This is a genomic window from Ruegeria sp. BB9 (assembly GCF_056539345.1).
In genome coordinates this window covers 135,013-155,668 of record NZ_JBQFUU010000003.1, presented here as the reverse complement: position 1 = coordinate 155,668, position 20,656 = coordinate 135,013, and the positions used below count along the sequence as shown (strand labels likewise).

The 20,656-nt window shown below is 60.1% G+C and carries 23 protein-coding genes; 15 read left to right on the top strand and 8 right to left on the bottom strand.

Going from position 1 to position 20,656, the window contains the following annotated elements; all coding sequences use genetic code 11:
- Nucleotides 1–45 precede the first annotated feature (45 nt).
- Nucleotides 46–759, top strand: coding sequence for a helix-turn-helix transcriptional regulator (locus ACR0FC_RS11615; protein WP_170341244.1), 714 nt, complete (start codon nt 46–48; stop codon nt 757–759).
- A gap of 65 nt (nt 760–824) precedes the next feature.
- Nucleotides 825–2,138 (top strand): lytic murein transglycosylase, encoded by a 1,314-nt coding sequence (locus ACR0FC_RS11610; RefSeq protein ID WP_170341246.1) that lies wholly within the window; start codon nt 825–827, stop codon nt 2,136–2,138.
- A 51-nt stretch (nt 2,139–2,189) separates the two neighbouring features.
- Here the strand turns inward: ACR0FC_RS11610 and ACR0FC_RS11605 are convergent, their stop codons facing one another.
- Nucleotides 2,190–3,587, bottom strand: coding sequence for an aspartate aminotransferase family protein (locus ACR0FC_RS11605; RefSeq protein WP_170341247.1), 1,398 nt, complete (start codon nt 3,585–3,587; stop codon nt 2,190–2,192).
- Nucleotides 3,588–3,662: 75 nt separating this feature from the next.
- Complete coding sequence (locus tag ACR0FC_RS11600; RefSeq protein WP_093964408.1) at nt 3,663–4,346, bottom strand: GntR family transcriptional regulator; 684 nt, start codon at nt 4,344–4,346, stop codon at nt 3,663–3,665.
- 140 nt (nt 4,347–4,486) lie between these two features.
- On the opposite strand from ACR0FC_RS11600, the gene ACR0FC_RS11595 reads away from it, so the two are divergent.
- The 5 genes from ACR0FC_RS11595 (at nt 4,487) to ACR0FC_RS11575 (ending at nt 9,777) form a co-directional block, all read left to right on the top strand.
- Nucleotides 4,487–5,572, top strand: coding sequence for a polyamine ABC transporter substrate-binding protein (locus ACR0FC_RS11595; protein WP_170341249.1), 1,086 nt, complete (start codon nt 4,487–4,489; stop codon nt 5,570–5,572).
- A gap of 74 nt (nt 5,573–5,646) precedes the next feature.
- The gene (locus ACR0FC_RS11590) at nt 5,647–6,774 is read left to right on the top strand and encodes an ABC transporter ATP-binding protein (protein ID WP_170341251.1); all 1,128 of its coding nucleotides are present in this window, start codon (nt 5,647–5,649) and stop codon (nt 6,772–6,774) included.
- Nucleotides 6,774–7,664, top strand: coding sequence for an ABC transporter permease subunit (locus ACR0FC_RS11585; protein ID WP_005980379.1), 891 nt, complete (start codon nt 6,774–6,776; stop codon nt 7,662–7,664). Before ACR0FC_RS11590 ends, ACR0FC_RS11585 begins: the two co-directional genes overlap by 1 nt.
- A complete protein-coding gene (locus ACR0FC_RS11580) occupies nt 7,661–8,479 on the top strand; it encodes an ABC transporter permease (protein ID WP_005980381.1) in 819 nt (272 codons plus the stop codon). The genes ACR0FC_RS11585 and ACR0FC_RS11580 overlap by 4 nt, the downstream gene beginning before the upstream one ends.
- Entirely contained in the window at nt 8,476–9,777 is a 1,302-nt protein-coding gene (locus ACR0FC_RS11575; protein ID WP_170341252.1) for an NAD(P)/FAD-dependent oxidoreductase, read from the top strand. Before ACR0FC_RS11580 ends, ACR0FC_RS11575 begins: the two co-directional genes overlap by 4 nt.
- Before the next feature lie 12 nt (nt 9,778–9,789).
- Here ACR0FC_RS11575 and ACR0FC_RS11570 read toward each other — a convergent pair whose 3' ends face one another.
- From ACR0FC_RS11570 to ACR0FC_RS11560, 3 genes are all read right to left on the bottom strand, one after another.
- Entirely contained in the window at nt 9,790–10,590 is an 801-nt protein-coding gene (locus ACR0FC_RS11570; RefSeq protein WP_480656809.1) for a phosphotransferase, read from the bottom strand.
- A 118-nt stretch (nt 10,591–10,708) separates the two neighbouring features.
- Nucleotides 10,709–11,374, bottom strand: a complete 666-nt coding sequence (locus ACR0FC_RS11565) for a flagellar hook capping FlgD N-terminal domain-containing protein (protein ID WP_170341253.1) — start codon at nt 11,372–11,374, stop codon at nt 10,709–10,711.
- Nucleotides 11,375–11,377: 3 nt separating this feature from the next.
- Entirely contained in the window at nt 11,378–12,619 is a 1,242-nt protein-coding gene (locus tag ACR0FC_RS11560; RefSeq protein WP_170341255.1) for a flagellar hook-length control protein FliK, read from the bottom strand.
- Between the two features lie 111 nt (nt 12,620–12,730).
- Between ACR0FC_RS11560 and ACR0FC_RS11555 the strand changes: the two genes are divergently transcribed.
- From ACR0FC_RS11555 to ACR0FC_RS11530, 6 genes are all read left to right on the top strand, one after another.
- Nucleotides 12,731–13,006 carry a rod-binding protein gene (locus tag ACR0FC_RS11555; RefSeq protein ID WP_170341256.1) on the top strand — a complete coding sequence of 92 codons (276 nt, stop codon included), beginning with the start codon at nt 12,731–12,733 and terminating at the stop codon, nt 13,004–13,006.
- A complete protein-coding gene (locus tag ACR0FC_RS11550) occupies nt 12,996–13,355 on the top strand; it encodes a flagellar biosynthesis protein FlgN (protein WP_170341257.1) in 360 nt (119 codons plus the stop codon). Before ACR0FC_RS11555 ends, ACR0FC_RS11550 begins: the two co-directional genes overlap by 11 nt.
- A 207-nt stretch (nt 13,356–13,562) precedes the next feature.
- Nucleotides 13,563–14,810 (top strand): flagellin, encoded by a 1,248-nt coding sequence (locus ACR0FC_RS11545; RefSeq protein WP_170341259.1) that lies wholly within the window; start codon nt 13,563–13,565, stop codon nt 14,808–14,810.
- 78 nt (nt 14,811–14,888) lie between these two features.
- Nucleotides 14,889–15,263 (top strand): flagellar biosynthesis regulator FlaF, encoded by a 375-nt coding sequence (gene flaF, locus ACR0FC_RS11540; protein ID WP_170341261.1) that lies wholly within the window; start codon nt 14,889–14,891, stop codon nt 15,261–15,263.
- Nucleotides 15,263–15,664, top strand: coding sequence for a flagellar biosynthesis repressor FlbT (gene flbT / locus ACR0FC_RS11535; RefSeq protein ID WP_170341263.1), 402 nt, complete (start codon nt 15,263–15,265; stop codon nt 15,662–15,664). The genes flaF and flbT overlap by 1 nt, the downstream gene beginning before the upstream one ends.
- A 32-nt stretch (nt 15,665–15,696) precedes the next feature.
- Nucleotides 15,697–16,458, top strand: coding sequence for a DUF1217 domain-containing protein (locus ACR0FC_RS11530; protein ID WP_480656808.1), 762 nt, complete (start codon nt 15,697–15,699; stop codon nt 16,456–16,458).
- A 107-nt stretch (nt 16,459–16,565) separates the two neighbouring features.
- Here ACR0FC_RS11530 and ACR0FC_RS11525 read toward each other — a convergent pair whose 3' ends face one another.
- The 3 genes from ACR0FC_RS11525 to ACR0FC_RS11515 form a co-directional block, all read right to left on the bottom strand.
- The gene (locus tag ACR0FC_RS11525) at nt 16,566–18,137 is read right to left on the bottom strand and encodes a DUF427 domain-containing protein (RefSeq protein ID WP_170341266.1); all 1,572 of its coding nucleotides are present in this window, start codon (nt 18,135–18,137) and stop codon (nt 16,566–16,568) included.
- Between the two features lie 103 nt (nt 18,138–18,240).
- Nucleotides 18,241–18,942 (bottom strand): winged helix-turn-helix domain-containing protein, encoded by a 702-nt coding sequence (locus ACR0FC_RS11520; RefSeq protein WP_093964234.1) that lies wholly within the window; start codon nt 18,940–18,942, stop codon nt 18,241–18,243.
- Nucleotides 18,914–19,201: a hypothetical protein gene (locus ACR0FC_RS11515; protein WP_093964235.1), complete on the bottom strand. Its 288-nt coding sequence runs from the start codon at nt 19,199–19,201 to the stop codon at nt 18,914–18,916. The genes ACR0FC_RS11520 and ACR0FC_RS11515 overlap by 29 nt, the downstream gene beginning before the upstream one ends.
- A gap of 176 nt (nt 19,202–19,377) precedes the next feature.
- Here ACR0FC_RS11515 and ACR0FC_RS11510 point away from each other — a divergent pair, with 176 nt between their 5' ends.
- Both ACR0FC_RS11510 and ACR0FC_RS11505 read left to right on the top strand, forming a co-directional pair.
- Entirely contained in the window at nt 19,378–19,842 is a 465-nt protein-coding gene (locus ACR0FC_RS11510) for a hypothetical protein (RefSeq protein WP_170341268.1), read from the top strand.
- 111 nt (nt 19,843–19,953) lie between these two features.
- Complete coding sequence (locus ACR0FC_RS11505) at nt 19,954–20,571, top strand: ribonuclease HII (RefSeq protein WP_170341270.1); 618 nt, start codon at nt 19,954–19,956, stop codon at nt 20,569–20,571.
- The last annotated feature ends 85 nt before the right edge of the window (nt 20,572–20,656 follow it).

Genomic DNA, 20,656 nt, shown 5'->3' with positions numbered 1-20,656 from the left:
GAGCTAATGACAGTTTCTGTCATTAGGTTTAGATTGAATGACATCATGTCCCGAACCGCCCGACTGTTCCAATTGATGCAGGCCTTGCGGTCTGGCCCGTCGCCCAAGACCTCGGCGCAGTTGGCGCAGGATCTGGGGGTTTCGGCACGCACCGTGCATCGCGACATCGACGCCCTGCGTGGTCTCGGTGCAGTCATTGATGGCGAGGCCGGGTTCGGGTTTACCCTGATCGAAGACGCGACACTGCCGCCGCTGGGATTCACCGATGACGAGTTGGAGGCGCTGGTTCTTGGCCTGCGCGAGGTGCAACTGATCGGAGACCCGGCTCTGTCGGACGCCGCCGGCGCGGCGCTGCGCAAACTGCAGGGCCGGCTGCCCCACCGCCAGTCCCACCGCCTAAGCCACGCAGTCCTGACCGCCACCCGGTTCGACCGTCCCGCCGCACCCAGCATAGAAGTTGCCGACCTGCGGCAGGCGACGTGGGACGAGCGTGTGGTCGAATTCGACTATACAGATGCGAAAGGTGACGACACGCAGCGCCGCGTGAGCCCACTGAGCATCGTGTACATGGATCATGCCAGCGTGCTTCTCAGTTGGTGCCATCTGAGGCGGGATTTTCGCGTGTTTCGGTTGGACCGGATGCGCGCGATGTCCGTCACCGAGGAAAGTTTCCGCCCCAACCGGGTATCTTTACTGCGCGAGGCGCTGGCCAAGATCCGGGCCGAGCGTGAAGCAAAAGATCAAGGGAGCCAGTCCTGAGCGCTTTGTGATTTGCGCAATCTGGGGTACCCTGTCCGCGAGCAGTAATCAGGAAAACCTGAATCATGAAATATGTGTGTGGCTTTGTGGCCGCCGCATTTTGGGCATCCATCTTGCAGGCGGAGACTTCGAATACAACCAAACGACCACAGATCAGACCGGCGCTGGATTCGATCCAGTTGGCGTCGGCCGATCTGACGGTTTCGATCCGGCCGGTGCCAAGGCCGACCACGGGCATGCACCGGGTGGTCGTCGAAGGAAACACCAGCTTCGAGACCTGGCTGAACGCCTTCCGGCACCGGGCAGTTGCGGCAGGTATCCGGCCACAGGTCCTGGACCGGTCATTGTCCGGCCTGACCTATGACACCGACGCCATCAAGCGCGATCGCAGTCAGGCCGAGTTTTCGAAACCGATCTGGGAGTATCTGGATTCGGCGGTGTCAGACCTGCGCATCGCGAATGGGCGCAAGGCGCTGGTGCGGTACAACGATACGCTGGACCGGATCGAAGCCCGGTACGGGGTCGAAAAAGAGGTGGTGGTCGCGGTCTGGGGGCTGGAAACGTCCTACGGCACGTATCGGGGCAGCAGTCAGACAATCCGGTCGCTTGCAACGCTTGCCCATGACGGGCGGCGTGCGCAGTTTTTTGAAACGCAGTTGCTGGCGGCATTGCAAATCGTGCAGGCCGGCGACATCACCTCGGACCGAATGACGGGCAGTTGGGCGGGTGCCATGGGGCACACGCAATTCATGCCGACCTCATACCTGGAGCATGCGGTTGACTTCGACGGCGACGGACGCCGCGACATCTGGTCGGACGATCCTACGGATGCGCTTGCGTCCGCTGCCGCCTACCTTGCCAAGTTCGGGTGGACCAAAGGTCAGCCCTGGGCGGTCGAGGTGCGTTTGCCGAAAGGGTTCGACTATGCCAGCGCCAGTCGGGACGTTAGTTTGCTGCCCTCGGAGTGGGCCGCACGCGGCGTCCGCGCCGCGAACGGCGGTGGCATCGCAGATTTTGGACCCGCCTCGATCCTGCTGCCGGCCGGCAGCGGTGGCGTGGCCTTGATGATCTTTGACAATTTCAGCGTGATTGAGCGCTACAACGGCGCCGATGCCTATGTGATCGGCATCGGCCACCTGTCAGACCGGCTGGCCGGGCAAGGCCCGTTCCGCGCAAGCTGGCCGCGCGGCGAACGGGTGCTGAGCTTTGCCGAACGCAAGGAACTGCAACTGCGCCTGACCCTGGCCGGGTTCGACACGCAGGCCATCGACGGGCGGATCGGTCCGAACACTATCAATGCGCTGCGGGCCTATCAGATGGCGCGGGGTCTTTTGCCCGATGGATACGCCACCGTTCAATTGCTTGAACGGATGCGTTGAACGAAAAAGGGCGGCCCTGCCGGACCGCCCATTTCCGATGTTTTCCTGAATTCACGAGGCCGCTTTCATCAAGCCTTGGGCGATGATCTCGGCCTGCGCCTCGTCCAGAGACTTGTAGATGCGCACGAACATCTCGTCGATATCGGCCGGGGTCAGGATCAGCGGCGGCGAGATGATCATCCGGTCGCCCACATGGCGCATGATCAGGTTGTTGGCAAAGCAGCGATCGCGGCAGATGTACCCGACCGTGCCCGGATCGGACGCGAACTTGGCCCGGCTGGCCTTGTCCGGCGTCAGCGCGATCGAGGCCATCATGCCCACGATCTTGGCCTCGCCGACCAGCGGGTGATCGACCAGCGCCTCCCATTTCTGTTTCAGATAGGGGGCGGCGACATCGCGCACATGCTCGACGATCTTTTCCTCTTCCAGAATGCGCAGGTTTTCCAGCGCAACGGCCGCCGCGACCGGGTGACCCGAATAGGTATAGCCGTGGTTGAACTCGGTTCCGCCGATCACCTCGGCGATCTCGTCATTGACGATCGAGCCGCCGATTGGCGCATAGCCCGAGCTGAGCCCCTTGGCGATGGTCATGATATGCGGGCGGATGTTCATGGTCTGCGAGCCGAACCAGTTGCCGGTTCGACCAAAGCCGCAGATCACCTCGTCGGCGATCAGCAGGATGTCGTACTTGTCGCAGATGCGCTGGATTTCCGGCCAGTAGGTGTCGGGCGCGACGATTACGCCGCCTGCACCCTGAACCGGCTCGGCGATGAAGGCGGCAACGCGGTCTTCGCCCAGTTCCAGGATCGCCGCTTCCAGCTCGCGTGCGCGGGCCAGGCCGAAATCTTCGGGCGTCATGTCGCCGCCCTCGGCCCACCAGTTGGGCTGGTTGATGTGGTGGATGTTCGGGATCGGGATGCCGCCCTGCGCGTGCATGCCGGCCATGCCGCCCAGCGAGGCCGACCCCACACTCGACCCATGATAGGCGTTGTGGCGGCTGATGATGATGTTCTTGTTCGGATGGCCCTTTTCCGCCCAATAGGTGCGGACCAGACGGATGTTGGTGTCATTGGCCTCGGACCCGCCGGCGGCGAAGAAGACATGGTTCAGGTCACCCGGCGCCAACTCGGCCAGCTTGGCCGCCAGCGCGATGGCCGGGACATGGGTCGTTTTGAAGAAGGTGTTGTAGTAGGGCAGTTCGCGCATCTGGCGCGCCGCCACTTCGGCCAGTTCGTCGCGGCCATAGCCGACGTTCACGCACCACAGACCGGCCATGGCATCCAGGATCTCTTCGCCCTCGCTGTCGGTCAGATAAACGCCTTTGGCACGAGTGATGACGCGTGCGCCCTCCTTGCCCAGTGCGCCGTTGGCCGAAAATGGGTGAAGGTGATGCGCCGCGTCCAGAGCCTGCAATTCGGCGGTCGGCATGTGGTTGGTGATGGTCGACATCGGTCTCTACTCCTGAAACAGCGGTTGCCGTCACAATATGATCAAATTTTTTTCTGTCAATCGAATCGCGCTGACCTATTCGGTCGCCAGCGCCTCGGCCATCAGTTCCATGCCCTGTTCGATATCCTGGGTCGTTGCTTTTGCCACTTTTTCAGCGTCGCTGGCGCGCAGGGCATCGATGATGTCCTTGTGCCGGTCCGGAAGGCTCTGGGTGCCGAAGCGCCCGCAGACGACGCGCAAGGACGGGCCGAATCGCAGCCACAGGCGCTCGGCCAGATCCTTTAGAATCGGCGCACCAGCGTGGTCATAGAGTTTTTCGTGGAATGCGTGGTTCAGGCGAAGATAGCCGCCAACGTCCCCGTCGGCGATCGTGCGATCCAGCTGTTCGTCGATCTTTTCAAGCTGGTCGATATCTGCCGTGGTCATGTTGACTGCCGCGCGCCGGGAAAGCTCTGATTCTACGGCATTTCTGGCAAAAATCATCTGTTCTACGTCCGTTGCAGTCAGCAGGGGAACGCTGACCCGCCGGTTGCCCTGAAAGATCAGCGCACCGTCCGAGATCAGGCGCCGGATGGCCTCGCGCACCGGGGTCATGCCTACGCCCAGCGAATCGGTCAGGCCCTGGATCGTGACCGGTTGCCCCGGTACCAGATCGCCGAACATGATCTGCGACTTCAGTGTCTGGTACACCTGTTCATGTGCTGGTCGTTTTTCGGTCTGGGTCACTGCAGCAGATGCCTTATTTTTGATCAAATCCAATTGGTTCACCCCGATCCCAATGCTCCCGGCTTGTCAGGTTTCTTGCCCCGTGAAACCATACGACGTATCGAGGGAAAACGCAAAACTTGATCAAATCCAAAAAAACGGGAAAATGCCCGTACACTTGCAGGGAGAAGAAAATGAAAATCAAAACGCTGACGATGACGGCAATTGTCGCATTGGGGACGTCGGCCGCTGTTGCGGAAGAGGTGCGCGTATACAACTGGTCGGACTACATCGACGAGGAGTTGCTGAGCAAATTCCAGGAAGAGACGGGTCTGACCCTGATCTACGACGTGTTCGACAGCAACGAGGTTCTGGAAACCAAGATGCTGGCCGGAGGATCCGGTTACGATGTGGTGGTGCCGTCGGGCACCTTCCTTCAGCGCCAGATCCAGGCTGGAGCCTTCCAGAAACTGGACATGTCCAAGCTGCCCAATGCAGTTAACCTCTGGGATGTGATCCAGGAACGTACGGCCGGATATGACCCGGACAACGCCTATTCGATCAACTACATGTGGGGCACCACGGGGCTGGGCGTGAATGTCGACAAGGTCAAGGAAGTGCTGGGCGACGATGCGCCCTTGAACAGCATGGACCTGGTGCTGAAGCCCGAGAACATGGAAAAGCTGGCCTCATGCGGCGTCCATTTCCTGGACGCGCCGTCCGAGATCATTCCCATGGTACTCCAGTACATTGGCGAAGATCCGGACAGCCATGACACCGACGTGATCGCCAAGACCGAAGAGGTGCTGATGGGCGTGCGTCCCTACATTCAGAAGTTCCACAGCTCGGAATACATCAATGCACTGGCCAATGGGGACATCTGCGTGGCCGTGGGCTGGTCGGGCGACATTCTGCAGGCCCGCGATCGGGCGGATGAGGCCGACAACGGTGTGACCATCGAATACCATCCGTTTGCCGAAGGCTCGCTGATGTGGTTCGACCAGATGGCCATTCCGGTGGATGCACCCAACCCGGACGGCGCGCATAAATTCCTGAACTTCATCCTGGATGCCAACAACATGGCGGCGGCGTCGAACTACGTCTACTACGCCAACGGCAACAAGGCGTCGCAGGAGTTTCTGGAAGAAGACGTGATCGGCGATCCGGCGATCTACCCGGATGATGCCACGATGCAGAACCTCTACATCACCACGCCTTACCCGGCCAAAACGCAGCGGGTCGTGACCCGCCTGTGGACCAAGATCAAATCGGGCACCTGATCCGAAATGATTGCGCAAGGCAGAATGGTTCTGCCTTGCGCACAACCTGTACAGGCTGACTTACGGGGGCCGATTTGAACTCTACCGTCTTTGCGCCGTGGGAAGATCCGCAGGCGAAACCCTTGATCCAGTTCAAAAATGTGACCAAGCGATTCGGGGACTTTACTGCCATCGACAATCTGTCGCTGGACATCTTCGAGCGGGAATTTTTTGCTTTGCTGGGGCCGTCGGGTTGCGGCAAGACGACGATGATGCGGATGCTGGCGGGGTTCGAGAAACCCACCGATGGCCACATCATGCTGAGTGGTCAGGACATCGACCCGGTGCCGCCGAACAAGCGGGCGGTCAACATGATGTTCCAGTCCTATGCGCTGTTTCCCCATCTGAATGTCTGGGACAACATCGCCTTTGGCCTGCGCCGGGACAACATGCCCAAGCATGATCTGGAAGACCGGGTCGAGGAGATGCTGCGCCTGACCCGTCTTGAAAAATTCGCCCGCCGCAAGCCGCATCAGATCTCGGGCGGGCAGCGGCAGCGCGTGGCTCTGGCCCGGTCGCTGGCCAAGGCGCCGAAACTGCTGCTGCTGGACGAACCTCTTGGTGCACTGGACAAAAAGTTGCGCCAGGACACCCAGTTCGAACTGATGGACATTCAGGAAAAGACCGGCACCACCTTCGTGATCGTGACCCACGACCAGGAAGAGGCAATGACGGTGGCCAGTCGCGTTGCGGTGATGGATCAGGGTCAGTTGATGCAGGTCGCCACGCCGGACCGGATCTACGAAAACCCGAACTCGGTCTATGTCGCCGATTTCATTGGGGACGTGAACATCATCGAAGGTCGTGCAACCGCCGCCGGTGAGGGCTCGTACAGTATCGAATGGGCCGAGGGCCAGCCGCCACTGACGGCGACATCGGCGGCAAGCTTTGGAAACGGGCAGGCCTGTCACCTGGCCATCCGGCCGGAAAAGGTAACGATCTCGGCCGAGCGTCCTGCCGATGCCGTCAACGCAGTGCAGGGCAAGGTGCATGACATTGCCTATTTGGGCAACCTGTCGACCTACCATGTCGAATTGCCAAACGGGACGATCATCAAGGCGCAAACGGCCAACACACGGCGGATTTCCCGCCGGTCCTTTACTTGGGAAGACCCTGTCTGGCTGTCCTGGACAGCCACGGCGGCGGTTCTGCTGGCAGACTGATGCGCCGCGCAGTCCTGATCGCCATTCCCTATGTCTGGCTGCTGGCCCTGTTCCTGGTGCCGTTCTTCATCGTGTTGAAGATCTCGCTGTCGGACATCGCGCTTGCGATCCCGCCCTACACCCCGACTCTTGATCTGTCGCAGGGCTGGGCCGGGATCAAGGAATTCTTCAGCCAGCTGGATTTCGAGAATTTCGTCTGGCTGACCGAGGACGACCTGTACTGGAAAGCCTACTTGTCCAGCGTCAAGATCGCGCTGATCGCGACCGCGCTGACCCTGCTGGTGGGCTATCCCATCGCCTATGGCATGGCCCGCGCGCCCGAGGAATGGCGCCCGACGCTGATGATGCTGGTGATCCTGCCGTTCTGGACCTCGTTCCTGATCCGCGTCTATGCGTGGATGGGGATCCTGTCGAATGAAGGCTACCTGAACCAGTTCCTGCTGTGGACGGGCATCATCTCGACCCCGCTGACCATTCTGAATACGCAGACGGCCGTCTATATCGGTATCGTCTACACCTATCTGCCCTTCATGATCCTGCCGATCTATGCCGCGCTCGATCGGCTGGACGGCTCGCTGATCGAGGCGGCCGAGGATCTGGGCTGTTCGCGCACGCAGGCCTTCTGGCTGGTGACCATCCCACTGTCGCGCCCGGGCATCATTGCGGGATGCTTCCTGGTGATGATCCCGGTGATCGGTGAATTCGTGATCCCCTCGCTGCTGGGCGGGTCGGGCACGCTGATGATAGGCAAGGTCTTGTGGGAGGAGTTCTTCTCGAACCGCGACTGGCCGGTGGCCAGCGCCGTGGCGGTGATCCTGCTGCTGATCCTGGTGATCCCGATCGTGCTGTTCCAGCGCAACCAGCAGAAACAGGCGGAGGCAGAGCAATGAACAGGCTGAGCTGGTTCAACACGGTCTCGCTGACGCTGGGCTTTGCGTTTCTGTACATCCCGATGGTGATTCTGATCATCTTCAGCTTCAACGAAAGCAAGCTGGTCACGGTCTGGGCCGGGTTCTCGACCAAATGGTATGGCGAGTTGATGCAGAACCAGGCGTTTCTGGATGCGGCCTGGGTCACCGTTCGCGTTGCCGTGTTCTCGTCGACGCTGGCGACCATTCTGGGCACCATGGCCGCCTATGTCATGGTGCGGGGCGGGCGGTTCTTTGGCCGCACGCTGTTTTCCGGGATGATCTATGCGCCGCTGGTGATGCCCGAGGTGATCACCGGCCTGTCGCTACTGCTGTTGTTCATCGGCATCGGGCTGGACCGTGGCATCCTTACCATCGTGCTGGCGCATACGACCTTCTCGATGTGCTACGTCTCGGTCGTGGTGTCCTCGCGGCTGGTGACGTTCGACCGGTCGCTGGAAGAGGCGGCGCTGGATCTGGGCTGCTCGCCGGCGCAGGCCTTCAGGTTGGTGACGCTGCCGATCATCGCGCCGGCGGTGATCTCGGGGTGGTTGCTGGCCTTCACCCTGTCGCTGGATGACCTGGTGATCGCGTCCTTCACGTCCGGCCCCTCGGCCACGACCCTTCCGATCAAGATCTTCTCGGCCGTACGTCTGGGGGTCAGCCCGGAAATCAACGCGTTGTCGACCATCATGATCGCCGTGGTCACCGTGGGCGTGATCACCGCTTCGCTGGTGTCGAAACGCGCGATGGTCCGGCAGCGGCAAGAGGAACAAGCTGCCGCGCGTACCGAATGAAACGGATCTTTCCGGCCTACACCTATGGCCCCGGCCCGCGCGCGGGGTGTTGGTGGGATGAAACCGTGCCAGCGCCTGACTGGCCCGTTCATTCAGGTGACTTGTCGACCGACGTTGCGATTGTCGGCGGCGGGTTCACCGGATTGTCTGCGGCCCTGCACCTCGCCGAACGCGGTGTGTCTGTCGCCGTGTTCGAGGCCGAAGCTCCGGGCTGGGGCGCTTCGGGGCGCAATGGTGGGTTTTGCTGCCAAGGAGGGTCCAAGCTTGGTTCGGCGACACTGGCGCGGCGCTATGGGATCTCGGCAGCACAGGATTATGCGCAGGCCGAAACCGACGCGGTCACCTTGGTTGCGGATCTTTTGCAGCGCCTTCGGATCGATGCCAACGTTCACTCCGAAGGAGAGACGCAGCTGGCACACACCCCGCGCGCGATGGAGAGGCTTCGGCGTCGCGCGGACAGCGGTGGGGTTCTGCATGAGCCGTCGGATTTGGGACGCCTCGGTATGGGGGGGCGTTTCTTTGGCGGATATACCGATCAGGTCGGCTTTGGGCTGAACCCGCAGAAATACCTGTTCGGGTTGGCCCGGGCCGCGCAGGCGCAAGGTGCCGCAGTATTCTCGAAAAGCCCGGTTCAGTTCATCAAAAATGCCGGGTCCGGGTACAAGATGACCACCCCCATGGGCCGTATTCAGGCCAAGACGGTGTTGATCTGCACCAATGGATATTCCAGCGACGATCTGCCCGACTGGTTGGCCGCCCGTTACATGCCCGCTCAGTCCACGATCATGGTGACACGTCCGCTGACCGAAGCTGAATTGCAGGCACAGGGTTGGACTTCGCGCCAGATGGCGTATGACACGCGCAACCTTCTGCACTATTTCCGTCTGATGCCGGACAATCGGTTCCTGTTCGGAATGCGAGGAGGCCTCATGTCTTCGCCGCGCGCCGAAGCTGCGATCCGTCGCAAAGTACGCCGTGACTTTGATCGCATGTTCCCGGGTTGGGCCGAGGTTGAGGCAACTCATATGTGGTCAGGTATGGTTTGCCTGACCCGCGACCTGCTGCCCTTTGTCGGGGAGGTCCCGAGCCATCCGGGCTTGTTTGCCGGTCTGGCCTATCACGGGAATGGCGTGGCGATGGGCAGCTATTGCGGGCGGGCATTGGCCCGCTTGGTCTTGGGTAAGCCCGCGAATATTCCGGACGTCATCGCCAAACCGCCGTCAAAGTTCCCCTTCGGGCGCTGGCGGCGACTGCTGATGCCACCGGCTTATGCGGCGATGGCTCTTGCCGATTTGTGATACGGCCCACAGTCAGAGGGCCGCAACCTCAAGGTCAAAGCCGGCCCTATAGGCTGGCGCGCCATTCTCGGCCCGCCACAGGCAGTAGGCAGCCATACGCCAATTGTACCAGGGCTTCAGCGCGAGGTATCGGCGCACCGTCTGCGGGCTGTCATAGGCCGACAGAAACGTAGCCTCTTCCTCGGGGCTCAGCGCCTTGCCGCGATAGAGGTGCTGCATAGCGGGTGACAGGAACAGGGCAAGATCCTCGCATGGGTCACCCATCGCCGGGCATTGCCAGTCGATCAGTGTCAGCCCCGCAGAGGAGACGAGGATGTTGCCGGCGACCGGGTCGCCATGGATCAGGCATACTCGGGGGGTCGGCGGCACCTGGGATCTGGGTTTGCGTTCGGCCAGAACGGCGCTGAGTTCCGAGCGGCAACCGTTCAAAATACGGGTGCCGTGATGATCGAGATCAACGCTTCCATTGCATCCCTTAGGGACCTCAAGCACGACTTCTTGGGTGTGCAGATCATGCAGCAGTTCCGCCACCTGCGCGGTGCCTTCTCGCCATGGTGCCCCAGCCGCATGGTCATAAAAAACCCAGCGATCCGGGCCAAAGCGGCCCGAGGCGCGAAGCCGCGGAACAAACCCCGTCGCTGCAAGCGCGTGCAGACAGGCTGCTTCGAGTTGGGCGTCGTTGCGAAATAGCGGGTTTTGTAGCGAAGACCGGTAGAACTTCAAAACCCGGTCCGGCTCGGCGTCCAATACCTTCCACACCTGGTTCGTGCGTCCGCCATACAGCGTCTCGAACTGGGCGTCTTTTGCGATCAACCCGCTTTCGACAAGTTGGTCTGAAAGGCCAGGTGGAGGAGCGGTTGGAACGGACAGTTGGGACACCGGAGCGTTGCGAATCTGGATGGCCAATCCTTGGCCCGCAGCGCTCCCGAGTTCAAGCGCCGGTACGAACGGCAACGACGTCGGTCGCCGGAATCACGAGGCCACTGTCCAAGGTCAACATGACAACACCGGCCCCGACTTGGGCTTCGACGACGCGGCTGTAGGTGGCCGCGGGCCGCGCCGAGAGCAGTTCATCCCTCAAATAGCTTTCCAGCGTTGCGGAATAGGTGCCGTTGGGCAGCGGATTGCCCGACGCATCCACTCCAGCCCAAAGAAACTCGGTTTCAGATACCGGAACAGAGACCCGATCGATTTCGGTTTCGTCAGAATCCTTGATGACCAGCACAGACGCATCCGCGCCCAGGTCGGGCCGAGTGAATATGGTCTGTGGCTGGCCATCAAACCGGAAGGTGGTTGCCCCCTGCACATCGACCCCAATCCAGTTGGACAGCTCATCCAGGTTGACGCTGCTCAGGGCGGCGGTGAGGTTTGCCAGAAGGTCGTTGGTCTGAACCTGCTGCTCGACCATCGAAAACTGGGCGAGCTGCGATGCATATTCCGACGAATCAAGTGGCTCCAGAGGGTCCTGGTTGCGCGCCTGCGCTGTCAACATCATTAGAAACGTCTCGAAGTCCGAGGTCAGCCCTGTTGCCGCCGAGGTTCCCGTTGGTTGCGCTGTTGAGGGTGTTTGTGTCGCGGATGCCGCTGTGGTGATCATGGGTCAAAGCCTCAGGTCCAACGCCCGGTCCACCTGGGTTGGGCGGGCCCGAGCGGGTGTTTCGGTTGCAGGGTCAAGGTCTCCCGCGGTGATGAATGTGCTGCGTTCAGGTGGCTCACCGTCCTGATCTGGGTTCGCCGAGGTGCCCAGATAAAAGGAAAGATCGCCCAGCCCCATCTCTTTGAATTCGGCTGACAGGATCGAAATATGCCGGCGCATGAGGTCCATGGTTTCGGGCCGGTCAGCGACGATCATCATGTGCAACCCGTCTTCGCGCCCGGTCACCTTGATCGAAACTTTGCCCAGCTCTTCCGGAGTCAGTGCGATCTCCACGCTACCGCTTCTCGGCTTTGCGACGATGGTGGCCGCCATTTGCCCGGCGATCGCCCGAGCAATTTCCGCCCGGCCCGAGAACGGGGCGCCGTTGGTCGGGCCTGTATCCCTTTGCGCTGGGGTCGTACCAAAATCCTGTGTTGGCATCCGGTCGTGCAGACTGTCTTCAGGCGTCGGGTCCTTTAGCGCTGCGCGTTCCGGTGTTCCTACGATCTGTGCCCGGATGATGGCTTCGGTTCCCTGGCCGGCAGGTTTGGCCGGCCGCTGAACAACCACCCCCGATCCGGTGGCCTGCTCGTCTCGTCTGGCTTCTTTTCCGGCTGCAGTGCGCAATTCGTCCTTACGGTTATGCAGGCTCCCACTCATTCCAGGTTCGGTGGCGTTCAACTGCTCTTTTGCAGCTGGCGTAGGTTGCGACGGTGTGTTCCCGGCACGCTCGGACGCTTCGGTTCCCTTGCCCAAGTCGCCAGCGAGTGATCGGCGATCGGGATCAAAGGTTTCTGCGTGCATGGCTGCAGCGGCAGTTGACTGGCGTCCCTCCGCCGGGGGACTGGCCCCGAGAGTGGCGTGCGCCGTCGTTTGGTGCTTTGGCAATTCCCCGTGCGTTGCAGCGAGCAGAGGGGTGTCTTTCTGTCGCGCGTCCTGTTGTGATCCCTGCAATCCCAGCGGTTCAGCCAAATCAGGTTCGGCCTGCGGGACATCCGGGCTGGTGTCTTCATCGTCATCCACGATTTCTGGATCCGTGCGGCTGTCCGGATGAGGTTTCGCCTCGGCCTCGAGGTTCGGCATCTCTTCTTCGGCCATGAGTTCGGCGAAATCAGAGTCGCCTTTTGCTGCGGGCTCGGACTTTGCGGCCCAATCCGGCTTTCCGCCGGAAATCACATTGGTCATCATGGTCAGGGCGTTGGGCATTTTGCTCCGGCTCCGGTTGTTTGGCCCAAACCTGCCCACAAGGTAGTTACGTTTATTTTAACCGCTCTTCGCTTTGATCGACAAAGATCGAAACAATTTTCGGAGAGGGCGATGGAAATCCCAAACCTTGCGCCGGTACCGCGCAGCAATATGACCGAACAAAGACTCAAGGCCGCGGCGGTCGAGCTTGAGGCAACTTTTCTAGCCGAAATGCTGAAGGCCGCAGGCTTGGACAAGGCGCGGCAGGCTTTCGGAGGCGGCGCTGGTGAAGACCAGTTTTCGTCTTTCCTGCTGCAGGAGCAGGCCAGGCAATTGGCCCGATCCGGCGGGATCGGACTGTCTGAAACCCTATTCAATGCAATGATGGAGAAGACCCATGCCGACTGAGCACAAGCAGGGACTGATTAAGGCTCTCGAGGAGATTCTCGATCTCGAGCGCAGGGCCTTGGTCGAGGGGGACCTGGATCGACTGGGCAAGATGATGCCGCAGAAGGAAAAGCTGATCGGCGCAGTCAACGAGATGCAGGTGCACGACAGTGACGACTTGATTCGGCTGCACCAGAAGGTCGAGCGCAATCAGGGCCTGCTGAACAGCGCGGCCGAAGGGATTCGGGCGGTCATGAACCGGATGGCTGAACTCAGAAAAATCCGGCAGGAATTCACGACCTATGACGCGTCCGGGCAACGCAATGGTTTCGCCGTCCGTCAGGATCCCAAGCTGGAAAAACGTGCCTAGCGGCCGGTTTGATTCAAATCCGTTCTTTTCCGTCGGACCGCCTTAGCACTCCGTTAGGAAGTCAGGCCCAAAAGTGGTCCCGCACCTCGAAAGAAGGTGGCGCGAGCACCGACCGGTAGCTCGCACAGGTCAGAACGACAACACGTCCGCCAATGATGGTCGGGCGTCACTGGGCGAAGAAGGCCCGAATGGAAAAGGATGAAAAACATGTCCAGCATTCTGACAAACAACGGCGCGATGGTGGCGCTGCAGACTCTGAAATCGGTCAACAAGAACCTTGCAGCAACCCAGAACGCGATTTCGACAGGTAAAGATGTCGCTACCGCCAAGGACAACTCGGCCGTATGGGCGATTTCCAAGGTGATGGAATCCGACGTCAACGGTTTCAACGCGATCAAGGATAGCCTGGCACTGGGTGAATCGACTGTCGCCGTGGCGCGGAACGCTTCGGAAACCGTGACCGACCTGCTGACCCAGATGAAGAACAAGATCGTCGCCGCACAGGAGGACAACGTCGACCGCGGCAAGATCAATGATGACGTAACCGCCCTGCGGGACCAGATCGCATCGGTTGTCGGTGCCGCACAGTTCAACGGCCTCAATCTTGTGGACGGGTCAGCAGGCACCGCATCGATCCTGTCGTCGCTGGATCGCGACAGCGCAGGCAACGTGACCTCGTCGTCGATTTCGGTGGCCAGCCAGGATCTGTCGACCGGTGGGTATGCCAGCAAGGGCGTTCTGGCCGGCTCGGACAACGCGACCACTGACAATGACGCCGCCGGGTTCACAATGGACAAGTCGGGCGGGTCTGGTGACATCGTGATCGATAGTTCGACCGACAACTTCGCCGTCGGTGACAAAGTGTCGATCACCATCGGGGACAAAGTTGCTTCGTACACCGTGCAGGCCAGCGATCTGGACCCTTCGGGGACCTATGACTCTGCCTACACAGATGCCATCGTGGCAGTTGGGCTGAAGAACCAGATCGACGCGCTTGGGATCACCGGTGTTGCGATCGATTATGACTCCAGCGCGCCGGGTACGCTGTCCTTCGTGACCGGGACCGCAACCGCTGGTGCTGACGCAGATCGCGACGTAACCGTTTCGGCCCAGTTCACCAATGCCGGTTCTGGCGGTCTTGGTGCGTTGTCGTCGATTGACGTTTCGACCAGTGCCGGCGCTGCCGCAGCACTGGGCACGATCGAAACCTTGATCGACACGGCGATTGATGCGTCGGCCGCGTTCGGTTCGGCCCAAGGGCGGATCGAGACCCAGAAGGAGTTCATCTCGAACCTGACTGACTCTTTCAAATCCGGCATCGGCTCGCTGGTGGACGCCGATATGGAAGAGACCTCGGCCCGTCTGCAGGCCCTGCAGGTCCAGCAGCAATTGGCGACACAATCGCTGTCGATCGCCAACCAGGCGCCGCAGTCGATCCTCTCGCTGTTCCGCTAAGGCGGAAACTTGGCCGGGGCGTGATCTACGCGCCCCGGCTGTGACTGCAAATACGACGGCCTTTTGAAAGGATTTCAAGTGACCCCGCAAACGCTTGCACAACGGGCATATGCTCAGTCCGCCGCTCCGACGCGAACCCCGCGTGATACCGAGTATGAGGCGATTTCAAAGATCACGCATCGGCTCAAGGCAGCGGCCGCGCGCAAAGCCTCGGATTTCGCGGGCTTTGTTCAGGCCCTGCATGAAAACCGCCGCTTGTGGTTCGTCCTGGCCAATGGCGTCGTGGACTCGGACAATGCACTGCCGAATGAGCTGCGCGCGCGGATTTTCTATCTGGCCGAGTTCACCGAGCAGCATACGGGCCAGGTTCTGGCCAGCAAGGCCGGGGTCGAGCCGCTGCTTGAAATCAATCTGGCGGTTTTGCGCGGGCTACGTCAGCGGGGGACCGCGTAATGGGCGGGCTGGTTCTGAAGCTGGCTCCGAAAGAGCGGGTTCTGATCAATGGCGTTGTGATCGAGAACGGCGACCGCCGGACCCGCTTTTCAATCATGACGCCCGAGGCAAATGTCCTTCGGTTGCGCGACGCGATACATCCCGACGAAGTGACGACCCCGGTCAGGCGCGTGTGTTACGCGGCCCAGCTGGTCCTGTCCGGAGATCTGGAAGCCGGAGACGCAAAACAACAGCTGCTGCGACGGATCGAGGAACTGAGCCAGGTCTTCACGGATGTCGACAGTCGCCGGGTCCTGGCACAGGCGACCGAAGCCCTGGTGACCGAGCAGTACTACAAATGCCTGAAGGCTCTTCGATCGTTGCTGCCGCGCGAAGAGCGTCTGATGGCCTATCGGCAATGACATTCCTGCCGGTCATTCCAACTGGGGGTATCGTGGGGTGGCGTTTTTTGCAGCGCACCTATGACGCCCAGTTGCAGGCCTTTTCCACCTCGGCGGTCAATGACCGGGACACGCAGTATTTTGTGGAAAACATCCGAAACGTCCGATCGGCAGAAGATCTGGTCTCTGACCGACGCCTGCTGCAGGTCGCGTTGGGCGCGTTCGGATTGGAAGGTGACCTGGACAATCGGTACTTCATTCAAAAGGTCTTGTCAGACGGTACGAGTTCGGATGACGCCCTTGCGAACCGGCTTGCTGACAGCAGATATCGGGAGTTTTCCGAAGCATTCGGCTTGGGTCCGGGCGAGGTTCGGAAAGCCGCACTGATCACTGACATGGAGAAGATCGCTCAGAAAAATGTCGTCGCCCGGTTCGAAAGCTCGGTCGGAGAAGCCGACGACTCCATGCGGATCGCGCTTTTTGCCCAGCACGCTTTGAAAGACCTTGCCGGGCAGTCCGGAAGCGAGACCAAGAAGTGGTACGATCTGATGAGCCTACCGCCGTTGCGCAGCATGATGGAAACAGCGCTGGGCCTGCCGGCAAGCTTTGGACAGCTGGATATCGACAAGCAGCTGGACGTATTTCGGGACAAGCTGAGTAGAGTGACTGGTTCGCCGAACCTTTCGCAGTTCGTCGATGCCGATGCCATTGCCGAGCTGACGGATACTTATCTCGCCCGGACTCGGATCGCACAGATGCAAAGTTCGATTTCTCCCGCGCAAACTGCTTTGATTTTGCTGGGTACCGCAAGTTAAACCGTTCGGGCTAAGGTCAGTACCTCGCGCCAGGATCAAAAGACGCACCAGTGCCGTGCGCAGCTATGAGTGGCCATTTAGGATCGGGGGGCAAGGGTGCCGGGTGCTCAGGCATCCAGAACCGTGTCAGCGGATGTCTGCAAGGCAAAAGACATCACCGGATGCGAAACGTTGTGCAGGTCGACCGGCCCCAATGGGACGGCCCGGGAACAGGCCGGCTCGATATCTTCGGACACGACGATCCGATGGCCATTGAGCTTGCCGAACTCGCCCAACCGCGCCGCGACATTGGCTGCATGTCCGATCACCGTAAAATCAAGCCGCTCGCGCGAACCGACATTTCCGTACGTGACACGCCCGAACGATACGCCGATCGAACAATCGCATTGCCGGTTCTTGTCGGAGCGACGCAACTCGGCCAATTTCTCGACGATTTCAACGGCACTGCGCTGAGCGTCTGACCGTGCCTTGCCGGGGTCCTCACCTGCCGGGAAAACCGCAAGAACGGCGTCGCCGATAAATTTCAGAACCTCACCGTCATTTTCGTGGACGATGCCGGACACCGTTTCGAAGAATTCGTTCAACAGGTTGATGTATTCCGTGCGGCCCAGATCCTCTTCCAGACTGGTCGAGTTGCGCAGGTCACAGAACATGATGGCCGCGTCGATGTCATCGCCGTCGCCGCGACGAATGTCGCCGCCCAAAACACGGGCCCCGGTTCTTTTGCCCACATAGGTCTCGAGAAGGGCCTGGGCATTCTCGCGCTGCATGAACACCTCATAGTAGCGGGCGATGACGGCCGAGCACTCAAAGACAAGCCCCAGGTTTTCCGTGGTAAAGCCGTTGGGGTGGTCGCAGGTCAACGTCAGGACGTTGATGCGCCCGTCGGAAAACGGCAGAGGCATTGCCACGTAATCGGTGCCCCCCTTGGCGCGCAGGTCCTCCATGATGGGGAAACTGTTGTGGGGGTTGTCGACGTTCAGCCGTTGCCGAACGCCGCCCAACCCGTTCGAGACATGCCGCAAGGGGCTGTTGATGAAAGCGGGGTGATCGTGAATCTCGTAGGTTGGAATATTGGTCGAAATCTCCTCGGCACCCTTTTCCCAGATGTAGTGCTTACCTGCGATCAGGGGATGCAGCGACCAGACAAGGATGCTGAGACGTTGAATCGCGATGCCGTGTTCCAGCATTTTTTCGGCTAGGGTCTTGGTGAAATCTTCGGGTGTTGCGATCGACCCCGCGCCACGCATCAGCCAATCGATCAACGGGCCGCTGATGTTGCCGTCTCGCGGTTGGCGCAATTGATTGTCGCCCAGATCGATATGAGTGTACGCCGCCGGCATGAAGCCGATGTGACCCTGGATGGCTTTGCTTTCAGGCAGGGAATCCTCGTAGGCCCAAACCGAGTTTGCCAACCGTTCGTCGCCAATCAGGACATCGTGATAGGTTGCCGTGCCCTTGAACGGGCAGAAGGTCTGCAACTCGGTCTCACCGCTCAGATCAACGCGCACGTCTTCGCGCGGAACATAAATCGCAGGCGGCAGCCGGGTTTCATACATGACCTTGGCATTCGTGCTTTCAGCCAGAAGGATGTCATCGCGGTAGATGGCAACCCTGCCGTCAAGCGTTTCGATCGAAATTCCGTAGCCGTTCGTATTCCGTGTGGCGTGGACATTCATCGGCCGTCTCCCTTGCCCGGGTCCCTAGAGGATGGGCTTTTGCAGCCCGATTTCCAAGGGGCGCAACACAGAATTTACCGATCGCGATCCACGGCCGAGACGGTCAGACCATCTGGATCACGTCTTTTTCGATCGCCAGCATATAGCCCTTTTTGGCGATGTTTTTGACCAACAGCTCGCTGACCATCTGATTGCCCAGCGCGTCCCGCAGCCGTTTGATGCGCGTGGCCCCGGCGGCTTCGTCACAGTCCGATATGTCTCGGCCAGAGATCATGGCTTCGATCTGAACCCCCGACAGCACTTCGTCGTCGAGACGGGACTCGGCCAGGACGGCCAGCGTTTCCATCGCTGCGGGCGTCAGCTTGAAATCCATGTTGTTCAGGTAGACGGTGTTCTCTTCGCGACTGATCAGCAGCGACGTGACCTGGATTCCCGTGCGCTCGATCTGGGCCATTCTACGGTTCAACGTCACCAGCATCACCAGAAAGACCAAGGCGGCCAACAGCATGGCCGTGGCAAAGATCAGCAGCACGAAGATCACCATCCGGTAGCTGGCCAGCGTGTCGGCAAATGCGGTTCCGGATTGCGCGAGGATCTCCAGCAATCGGATTTCAGCCTGGGTGGTCAGATCGCTTTCGACGAACAGCCGCTCGACCCGAGCGTTGAAAGCATTGGCATCGGGCAGGGTCCAGAACAAGAAGGCTGCGGCCGTAATCAGGATCACGACAATTGCGGCGATGCCTGCTCCAACCAGCCGGGTGCCAGACCGCCGCGCCTCAGAAACGGAGATAGAATTTTCCGGCATTGGCCTTCCTTTGATCCAACCCTTCCGGTCCAAAAACGCTGATCACGTTGAGCAACGTCCACCCCGAGGATTTCAGCCTTTTGGCCACCTCTTGCTTGGCTTGCCCCTTTTTGCAGGCGGACACCTGCATCACGCCATAGTGCAGGCGCAGCGGGTTGTCCTGTTTGGCCTTGTAATCGGCATAGCATTCGGCCGCCGAAACGGTGGTGCTCAGCGATATCAACGTCGCAACGACCAGGAAAGAGAGGATCTGTTTCATAGGCTGCATCCTGCGCATGGCTTGGCACGATATTCAATATCTCAAAGGGTTTGCGGCGATGATATCGGATAACACCGGGCCGTTATTGCTTGTCTGTCGGCGGGTGGCCGAAAGCTGTTGCATCAGTTTCGCGGTTAGCCACTGGCGCCGCGTCCCGCTTTGAAAGGACACTTGTCATGCACCGGAAGTTCATCGCCCTCGTCGTCGCCACCGCAATCGCCATCACCGGCGTTTCCGCATCCCAGGCCAAGGCGGCCGACGCCCATGACATTCTGGGCGGGTTGGCGGCCATTGCCATCATCGGCGCGGCCGTCAATCACTATAACAAGGAAAAGCGCAAAGAGCGTGTCACCCGGCAGAACAACTATGTCCACCAGCCGCAAAACGTTCGGCCGGATCATATCCGCCCTCTGCCCCGGCGTGTCGCCCGCTATGACCTGCCGCAACGTTGCCTGAAGACCTACAACGGCTATTCGAAGAAACGTCCTTTGCTGGGGCCGAACTGCCTCGAGAAACACTACAAACATGCCAATAGCCTGCCACAACAGTGCAAAGTGGGGTTCTGGGACGGCAAGAAGGTGAAGCGGGCCTACGAACCCGCCTGCCTGCGCCAGAAAGGATACCGCGTGGTTTACCAGTAATCGGTTTCGAGCAGGAGCAGCGCCGCAGAAGCGCTGTGCGGGAGGGGGGCGGCCTGGGTCGCCTCCTTCTTTTTTGTTGCGGTTCGGGCCAAAAAACGGTTTGCCGATGGGATGACGACTCCGACGTTTGAATTGGAACAGGCGCTGATTGCGCAGGGCTACCCCCGAATAGCAGGTGTAGATGAGGTTGGCCGCGGCCCATTGGCCGGTCCGGTCGTGGCGGCTGCGGTCATTCTGAATCCGCAAGACATTCCCGACGGTTTGAATGACTCCAAGAAGCTGACGGCGCGAAGGCGGCTCACCCTTGACGAAGATCTGCGCGCCCGGGCCGAGTTTGCCATTGCCGAGGCGTCGGTGGAGGAAATTGATGACCTCAATATCTTGTATGCCTCTCATCTGGCGATGGAGCGCGCCGTCGCCGCCCTGCATCCTGCGCCGGACTATCTGTTGATCGACGGCAATCTGATCCCCAAAGGGTTGACCTTGCCGGCGCAGGCTGTGGTCAAAGGGGATGCGAAGTCAGTCTCGATTGCGGCGGCGTCGATCCTTGCAAAGAATTGGCGCGATCAACTGATGGTGGATTTGGCGCAACAGCATCCGGGCTACGGCTGGGAAACCAATGCGGGCTATCCGTCTAAACAACACCGCGAGGCGCTGCAAAATCTTGGGGTAACCCCACACCATAGACGTTCATTCAAGCCCGTCCACAATATCTTGTATCAAGAGTAAATCGTAACCCTCTGATTCAAAAAAGAATTTGACGCCGAATCCGGTTTGACTCATCCTAGTCTCAACCAAATGAGCGCAAAAGCGC

Excerpts from the sequence above, each read along its gene's own strand:
- ACR0FC_RS11515 (WP_093964235.1), bottom strand. The coding sequence starts at position 19,201 with ATGAAACAGATCCTCTCTTTCCTGGTCGTTGCGACGTTGATATCGCTG.
- ACR0FC_RS11605 (WP_170341247.1), bottom strand. The coding sequence starts at position 3,587 with ATGTCGACCATCACCAACCACATGCCGACCGCCGAATTGCAGGCTCTG.
- ACR0FC_RS11510 (WP_170341268.1), top strand. The coding sequence starts at position 19,378 with ATGCACCGGAAGTTCATCGCCCTCGTCGTCGCCACCGCAATCGCCATC.
- ACR0FC_RS11545 (WP_170341259.1), top strand. The coding sequence starts at position 13,563 with ATGTCCAGCATTCTGACAAACAACGGCGCGATGGTGGCGCTGCAGACT.
- ACR0FC_RS11505 (WP_170341270.1), top strand. The coding sequence starts at position 19,954 with ATGACGACTCCGACGTTTGAATTGGAACAGGCGCTGATTGCGCAGGGC.
- ACR0FC_RS11565 (WP_170341253.1), bottom strand. The coding sequence starts at position 11,374 with ATGATCACCACAGCGGCATCCGCGACACAAACACCCTCAACAGCGCAA.
- ACR0FC_RS11520 (WP_093964234.1), bottom strand. The coding sequence starts at position 18,942 with ATGCCGGAAAATTCTATCTCCGTTTCTGAGGCGCGGCGGTCTGGCACC.
- ACR0FC_RS11560 (WP_170341255.1), bottom strand. The coding sequence starts at position 12,619 with ATGCCCAACGCCCTGACCATGATGACCAATGTGATTTCCGGCGGAAAG.
- ACR0FC_RS11575 (WP_170341252.1), top strand. The coding sequence starts at position 8,476 with ATGAAACGGATCTTTCCGGCCTACACCTATGGCCCCGGCCCGCGCGCG.
- ACR0FC_RS11615 (WP_170341244.1), top strand. The coding sequence starts at position 46 with ATGTCCCGAACCGCCCGACTGTTCCAATTGATGCAGGCCTTGCGGTCT.
- ACR0FC_RS11595 (WP_170341249.1), top strand. The coding sequence starts at position 4,487 with ATGAAAATCAAAACGCTGACGATGACGGCAATTGTCGCATTGGGGACG.
- ACR0FC_RS11585 (WP_005980379.1), top strand. The coding sequence starts at position 6,774 with ATGCGCCGCGCAGTCCTGATCGCCATTCCCTATGTCTGGCTGCTGGCC.
- ACR0FC_RS11525 (WP_170341266.1), bottom strand. The coding sequence starts at position 18,137 with ATGAATGTCCACGCCACACGGAATACGAACGGCTACGGAATTTCGATC.
- ACR0FC_RS11610 (WP_170341246.1), top strand. The coding sequence starts at position 825 with ATGAAATATGTGTGTGGCTTTGTGGCCGCCGCATTTTGGGCATCCATC.
- ACR0FC_RS11555 (WP_170341256.1), top strand. The coding sequence starts at position 12,731 with ATGGAAATCCCAAACCTTGCGCCGGTACCGCGCAGCAATATGACCGAA.
- ACR0FC_RS11580 (WP_005980381.1), top strand. The coding sequence starts at position 7,661 with ATGAACAGGCTGAGCTGGTTCAACACGGTCTCGCTGACGCTGGGCTTT.
- ACR0FC_RS11550 (WP_170341257.1), top strand. The coding sequence starts at position 12,996 with ATGCCGACTGAGCACAAGCAGGGACTGATTAAGGCTCTCGAGGAGATT.
- flbT (WP_170341263.1), top strand. The coding sequence starts at position 15,263 with ATGGGCGGGCTGGTTCTGAAGCTGGCTCCGAAAGAGCGGGTTCTGATC.